The 6,005-nt window shown below is 71.6% G+C and carries 6 protein-coding genes; 2 read left to right on the top strand and 4 right to left on the bottom strand.

All coding sequences use genetic code 11. The features are described from left to right. Nucleotides 1–194: 194 nt before the first annotated feature. On the bottom strand, nt 195–1,457 hold the full coding sequence (locus ACZ4YY_RS08340; RefSeq protein WP_468285244.1) for a helix-turn-helix domain-containing protein: 1,263 nt from the start codon (nt 1,455–1,457) through the stop codon (nt 195–197). A gap of 377 nt (nt 1,458–1,834) precedes the next feature. After that, nucleotides 1,835–2,164, bottom strand: coding sequence for a hypothetical protein (locus ACZ4YY_RS08335; RefSeq protein ID WP_468285242.1), 330 nt, complete (start codon nt 2,162–2,164; stop codon nt 1,835–1,837). Nucleotides 2,165–2,469: 305 nt separating this feature from the next. Here ACZ4YY_RS08335 and ACZ4YY_RS08330 point away from each other — a divergent pair, with 305 nt between their 5' ends. Then, a complete protein-coding gene (locus ACZ4YY_RS08330) occupies nt 2,470–2,997 on the top strand; it encodes a universal stress protein (protein ID WP_468285241.1) in 528 nt (175 codons plus the stop codon). 156 nt (nt 2,998–3,153) lie between these two features. After that, nucleotides 3,154–3,717 carry a GPR1/FUN34/YaaH family transporter gene (locus ACZ4YY_RS08325; protein WP_468285238.1) on the top strand — a complete coding sequence of 188 codons (564 nt, stop codon included), beginning with the start codon at nt 3,154–3,156 and terminating at the stop codon, nt 3,715–3,717. Between the two features lie 111 nt (nt 3,718–3,828). Here the strand turns inward: ACZ4YY_RS08325 and glmS are convergent, their stop codons facing one another. Together glmS and ACZ4YY_RS08315 are read right to left on the bottom strand one after the other, a co-directional pair. Beyond that, nucleotides 3,829–5,646 carry a glutamine--fructose-6-phosphate transaminase (isomerizing) gene (gene glmS / locus ACZ4YY_RS08320; protein WP_468285235.1) on the bottom strand — a complete coding sequence of 606 codons (1,818 nt, stop codon included), beginning with the start codon at nt 5,644–5,646 and terminating at the stop codon, nt 3,829–3,831. A gap of 24 nt (nt 5,647–5,670) precedes the next feature. Then, the gene (locus ACZ4YY_RS08315) at nt 5,671–5,928 is read right to left on the bottom strand and encodes a hypothetical protein (protein WP_468285300.1); all 258 of its coding nucleotides are present in this window, start codon (nt 5,926–5,928) and stop codon (nt 5,671–5,673) included. Nucleotides 5,929–6,005 lie beyond the last annotated feature (77 nt).

The following is a 6,005-nucleotide window of genomic DNA, read 5'->3' as shown; positions in this document are numbered from 1 at the left end:
CCCCCCCCCCCCCCCCCCCCCCCCCCCCCCCCCCCCCCCCCCCCCCCCCCCCCCCCCCCCCCCCCCCCCCCCCCCCCCCCCCCCCCCCCCCCCCCCCCCCCCCCCCCCCCCCCCCCCCCCCCCCCCCCCCCCCCCCCCCCCCCCCCCCCCCCCCCCCCCCCCCCCCCCCCCCCCCCCCCTCCGGCCACCTGGGCTCACATCCCGCTACGTGCCCCCGGCAGGCTCGCCCGTGACCCCGCGTACGCGTCGCGCGCGTGGTCGGCGAGCGCGGCTGACGACGCCGGGTTCGCCGCGCCCATCGCTCCCGCACCGGCGCTCGCCGTGCGGCGGACCTGCGGCGGTACCCCGCTCTCCGGATGCAGCGACGGTACCGGGCTCCCGGAGGAACCCGCTGCCACCGGTGCCGACGGCTCGCTGTCCACCGGTGAGCGCTCCGCCTGCGGTCGGCGGGCCCGGTACGCCGCCCGGTACGCGGCCGGGGACGATCCCAGCTGGCGCCGGAAGTGACCACGCAGGGCCACCGGCGAGCGGAAGCCGCAGCGGCCGGCGACCTCGTCGACCGAGTAGTCGGAGGTCTCCAGCAGACGCTGCGCCTGCAGCACGCGCTGTGTGATCAGCCACTGGAGCGGGGCGCTGCCCGTCAGGGACCGGAACCGGCGGTCGAACGTCCGTCGGCTCATGTACGCGCGCGCGGCCAGCGTCTCCACGTCGAACTGCTCGTGGAGGTGCTCCAGCGCCCAGGCGACGACCTCGGCGAGCGGGTCGGCGCCGATCTCCTCCGGTAAAGAGCGGTCCAGGTAGCGCTCCTGGCCCCCGCTCCGGCGCGGCGGTACGACCAGGCGCCTCGCCAGCGCGCCGGCCGCCTCGTTGCCGTGGTCCGTCCGCACGATGTGCAGACAGAGGTCGATCCCGGCCGCCGTACCCGCCGACGTCAGCACGTCGCCGTCGTCGACGAACAGCTCCCTGGGATCGACGTGCACCGACGGATAGCGCTTGGCCAGCGTCGGTGCGTACATCCAGTGCGTCGTCGCGGGCCGGCCGTCCAGCAGGCCCGCCGCGGCCAGCACGAACGCGCCGGTGCACAGACCCACGATGCGGGCACCCTCCTCGTGCGCCCGGCGCAGTGCGTCGAGCGCCTCCGCCGGCGGCGGTGAGGTGATCGAACGCCAGGCCGGCACGACGACCGTGCCCGCCCGGGAGATCGCCTCCAGCCCGTGTGGTGCGGTGAGTTCCAGGCCCCCTGTGGTCCGCAGCGGGCCGTCCTCGCCGGCGCACACCAGTAGGCGGTAGCGCGGCACGCCGGCGTCCTGGCGGTCAATCCCGAACACCGACAGTGGAATGGAACTCTCGAAAATGGGGCCGCCGCTGAACAGCAGCACCGCGACGATCTCCTTGCGACGTCGCCCGGACAGTTTCCGGGCCGCGGCTTCCGGCGCGGCAGCGGAGTCGTGGCTCATACTGCTAAGCCCCCCTCGGTGGTCGCGGCTCCTCGGTTGTGTCGCTCCTGCACGTTTCCCCTCGGTCCTGCACGAGTCCCCCGCCGTAGACAGTCAAGATCGAATCTACTGTGTCGCGCGATGCCGGAGTGGCCAGTTCAGCACCCGGCATATTGTCGACATGGCAACTTGGCGTGAAGCATTCGATCACGAAGCGTTGCACTCGTGGGTCGTGCAGGGAAGTGCGCCTTGTGGCAGTGGCCAATCTCCGTAGGGTGCGCAGGGCCCCTGAGGCCCTTTCCGTGCAGGTCGAACGGGGGGTGGGGGGTGCTCACGGCAAGGGGGGCGCGGTATCCGGAAGTTGGCTGAAAACAGGTGGGCGCGTGCGTGAAAACCGGTCAGCCGACCGGTGTGGTTCCGCCGGGGTGACGACCGCCACGGTGCGACCCCGTTCCGGTGCGCTGACGCCGTCCGCGGTGCGGTGCGTGCGCCTCGTGGTGTTCGGTGAGCGGCCGGGCGGCGCACCGCTCGGAGCGGCGCAGCAGCAGCCGGCAGACGGCGGTGACGGCGGCGAGGCCGAGGGCGGTCCCGGCCGCGCCGGCGAGGGAGGTGCCGTACCAGAGGAGGACCACCGGGACGAGGACGCAACTGAAGGCCGCCCAGCGGATCAGGTCGGTCGTCCTGTCGTCGCCGACGGGGCCCTCGGGGTGGGGGCGGGACGGCGGCATGGGGCGGGCTCCTCTGTGGGCGGTGGTGCACCGTGATCAACGCCCGTTCGGCGGGTCGGTCACTGTCTCTGGCGGGCCGGTGTGAGTGAAGTCCGTGCAAACCGCCTGTACGGGACAGCAACCATTGCGTTACGGGCGCCCCCTCGTGCATGCTCCCTGGAACCCCCACGGACCACACGCGGGATCTGGGCGGACGAGGCGTGCCGCCGTACCCTGGAGGGTATGGGGTTGGGAAGATGATTCCCGGACAGCTCCGCCGCTCCAGCTCGTCCCACCCGTATAAGGATCGATACGCCGAGACAGCCATGGCCGGTCACGAATTCTTCGAACCCGCGGACCGCAAGCGGCCGGTCGCCGACCCCACGGCGGCCGATCCCCTGGCGGCGGAAGAGGCACGCCCCAGCTGCGATCCCGCCTTCAAGCACGGCGTGGTCGTGGGTTTCGACGGCTCCACCTCCAGCGAGCGCGCCCTGGCCTACGCCATCGGCATGGCCCACCGCTCCCGCGCGGGGCTGATCATCGTGCATGTGGCCAACCGGCTGCCCACCACGGTGTGGGCCGGCTGCGAGCCGCCGGTCTTCGTCGACGTGCCGGACCACCGCACCGAGGTGCTCGGGCTGGAGCTGGCCTGTGCGGACTACCTCGCCGAGGTGCCCTGGATCCTGGTCGAGCGCGGCGGTGACATCTGCCACGAACTCGAGGAGGTCGGCCGCGAGTACGAGGCCGACGCGATCGTCGTCGGCTCCACGCACGGCATCGTCGGGCGGATCTTCGGTTCGGTCGCCGGCCGGCTCGCCAAGCGGGCCAAGCGGCCCGTCGTCGTCATTCCGTAACTCGGCGTCCTCCCAGGTGAGATGAGCCCTGGGCACCCCCTCACCCCACTTGCCGCGACGCATGAACCTACTCGCGCGTAGAAGTGTTTGTGCCTTTGTGAAGGGCATATACCGGTCACCGCACCACAACTGCACACCGCATGAAGGGAGCCCGCCGTGGACAACGACGTCTCTGCGGGAAGCACCACCGCGACCGTCGGCCGACTCGCCCTGGGTGTCACCCTGTTGGCGTTCGGACTCGGGTACACCGACCTGATCGACGGCGTGACGGCGGCGGACGCCGTGCCCATCGCCCACTACATCGGCGGCGTCGCGCTGTTCGTCGCCGGTCTTCTCGCCCTGCGCGACCGCGACGCCGCCGACGGCACGGCGTACGTGGTCCTCGGCGCCTTCTGGTTCACCTGGGCGGTCTCCGCCGGAGCCCGGGTCTCCGACAACGCCGCGGGACTCTTCCTGCTCCTGTTCGCCCTCGTGGCGCTCTCCCTGACCGCGGCGGGCGGCGACCAACTCACGCGGGGCACCTACGGGTTGTTCCTGGTCGCGCTGGTCCTCATGGCCGTCGCCCGGTTCGCCGGCGGCGACGCCCTCACCAAGGTCGGCGGCTGGTTCGCCGTCGCGGCCGGGGCGGTGGCCTGGTACGCGGCGACGGCGGCGATGGCCCACTGGCCGACGGCGCTTCCGCGACGCGCTGCCCGCCCGGGGGTGACGGCCACGGGCTGACCGGCAGCCGTCGCCGGGGAGTCGGGCGTCCCCGGTGACAGGACGGACCCCCGCGTGACGGTCGGCATCACGCGGGGGTCCGTTGCGGTGGTCGGCCTCGGCGGGCGCGTCCTACTCGACCGTCACCGACTTCGCGAGGTTCCTCGGCTTGTCGATGTCGCGGCCCAGGGCCTTCGCCGTGTAGTACGCGAGGAGCTGGAGCGGGATGCCCATGAGGATCGGGTCGAGTTCGTCCTCGTTCTTGGGGACGACGATGGTCTGGTCGGCCTTCTCCTGCTCCTGGTGGGCGACCGCGAGGATCCTGCCGCTGCGGGCCTTGATCTCCTCCAGGGCGGCGCGGTTCTTCTCCAGCAGGTCGTCGTCGGGGACGATCGCGACCGTGGGCAGGGCCGGCTCGATCAGGGCGAGCGGACCGTGCTTGAGCTCGGAGGCCGGGTAGGCCTCGGCGTGGATGTAGGAGACCTCCTTGAGCTTCAGGGAGGCCTCGCGGGCCACGGGATAGCCGCGGACGCGGCCGATGAAGAGCATCGAGCGGGCCTCGGCGAACTGGTCGGCCAGCTTCCTGATCTCCTCCTCGCCCTTCATGATCTCGGCGATCTGGGCGGGCAGCCGGCGCAGGCCCTCGATGATCCGCTTGCCGTCGCGGACCGAGAGGTCACGGGTGCGGCCGAGGTGCAGGGCGAGCAGCGCGAAGGCGACGGTCGTGTTGGTGAAGCACTTCGTCGAGACGACGCAGACCTCGGGGCCGGCGTGCACGTAGATGCCGCCGTCAGCCTCGCGGGCGATCGCCGAGCCGACGACGTTCACGACGCCGAGGACGCGGGCGCCCTTGCGCTTCAGCTCCTGGACGGCGGCCAGGACGTCGTACGTCTCACCGGACTGGGAGACGGCGATGTAGAGGGTGTCGGGGTCGACGACCGCGTTGCGGTAGCGGAACTCCGAGGCGGGCTCGGCGTCGGCGGGGATGCGGGCCAGCTCCTCGATCATCTGGGCGCCGATCATGCCCGCGTGGTAGGAGGTGCCGCAGCCCAGGATCTTGACGCGGCGGATCTGGCGGGCCTCGCGGGCGTCCAGGTTGAGGCCGCCGAGGTGCACGGTGGAGAAGCGGTCGTCGATGCGGCCGCGCAGCACGCGGTCCACGGCGTCGGCCTGCTCGTGGATCTCCTTGTGCATGTAGGTGTCGTGGCCGCCCATGTCGTAGGAGGCGGCCTCCCACTCCACGGTGGTGGGCTCCGCGGTGGTGCGGGTGCCCTCGGTGGTGTAGGTGCGGAAGTCGTCGGCCTTGAGGGTGGCCATCTCGCCGTCGTCGAGGGTGACTATCTGGCGGGTGTGGGCGACCAGGGCGGCGATGTCGGAGGCGACGAACATCTCCTTCTCGCCGATGCCGAGGACGACCGGGGAGCCGTTGCGGGCGACGACGACGCGGTCGGGGAAGTCGGCGTGCATCACGGCGATGCCGTAGGTGCCCTCGACCACGCGCAGCGCCTCGCGGACCTTGTCCTCGAGCTTCTCGGCCTGGGAGCGGGCGATGAGGTGGGTGAGGACCTCGGTGTCGGTCTCGGAGAGGAACTCGACTCCGTCCGCCTCGAGCTTGCGGCGCAGGTCGGAGGCGTTGTCGATGATGCCGTTGTGGACGACGGCGACCTTGTGGTCGGCCGACAGGTGCGGGTGGGCGTTGACGTCGGAGGGGGCGCCGTGGGTGGCCCAGCGGGTGTGGGCGATGCCGGTGGTGCCCTTGAAGCGGGCCGGGACCCTGGCCTCCAGGTCGCGGACGCGTCCCTTGGCCTTGACCATCTTCAGACCGGCCGACTTCGGGGAGGAGACGACGATGCCCGCGGAGTCGTAGCCGCGGTACTCCAGTCGCTGGAGGCCTTCCAGGAGGAGGGGGGCGACGTCACGCTTCCCGATGTATCCGACAATTCCGCACATGTAGAGGTATCCCCAAGCTTCGGTTCAGCCGTAGACGATCCGCCGCAGTTGCCTGAGCGACAGCTCGGGCGGGGCGACCGCTCGGTATTGCAGGTCCGCCCCGATCCGTTCGAAGATCTCCGCGTTGACCAGGCCCTGGGCCTGGAGTTCGCGGTGGCGGCGACGGACGTAGTCCTCGGTCGTCTCGTCGAAGAAGGCGAGCACGTCCTGGACCACCCGTAGGGCCTCGCCCCGGTTCAGCGGTGTGGACCGCATCAGATGATCAAGGAGTTCGTCGTGCACCCGGTAGATCCTGGGGTACTGGCGCGACTTTCGCAAGAAACCTGCCCGATTTCGGGCAGACGTCTGAGGGGGATCTT

Source organism: Streptomyces sp. NPDC030143 (assembly GCF_055573695.1).
Note: the sequence above shows the minus strand (reverse complement) of the source record. Positions and strands in the feature narration are given on the sequence as shown.